This is a genomic window from Cellulosimicrobium sp. GQ32 (assembly GCF_059758455.1).
Genome location: NZ_JCAXEP010000036.1, coordinates 1 through 445 on the forward strand (window position 1 = coordinate 1; position 445 = coordinate 445).

1 protein-coding gene is annotated in these 445 nt (G+C 74.2%); it reads right to left on the bottom strand.

Annotated features, from left to right (window positions below):
* On the bottom strand, positions 1 to 445 hold a 445-nt coding region (locus AC6CH9_RS20820; RefSeq protein ID WP_498156601.1), incomplete at both ends, for a hypothetical protein.

Here is a 445-nt window from a genome sequence, read left to right on the forward strand (position 1 = left end):
CAGCTTGCCCTCGAAGGACAGCTCGCCGTCGGAGACGAGCAGGGTCACGATCTTGCGGCCGGTGGAACCCCCGCCGTCGCGGAACTCCACGGTCCCGTCCGGGCGCGAGCGCACGTCGTCACCGGCCACGGTCGCGGCTGCGGAGGCGAGGTAGAGGTCGTCGCCGTCGGGGTCCTTGAAGTACGGCAGCACCTTGATCGTGGCGCGCCCGCCCTGCCCGACCCGCAGCACCGGGTCACCGGTCTGCTCCGGCGCCGCGTTCTCCCCCCACGGCGACACCTTCAGGGTGACCCCTGCCTCGGCCACGCCCCCACGCCCGTCGGCCACCGAGTACCGGAACGTGCCCGTGCCCTCGGCGTCCTCGGGCACGACCGCCTGCAACGCCGCGCCGCCCATGATCGCCTGCACCGTCGCGTTGGCCGGGGAGTCCCCCGCCAACGAGGCG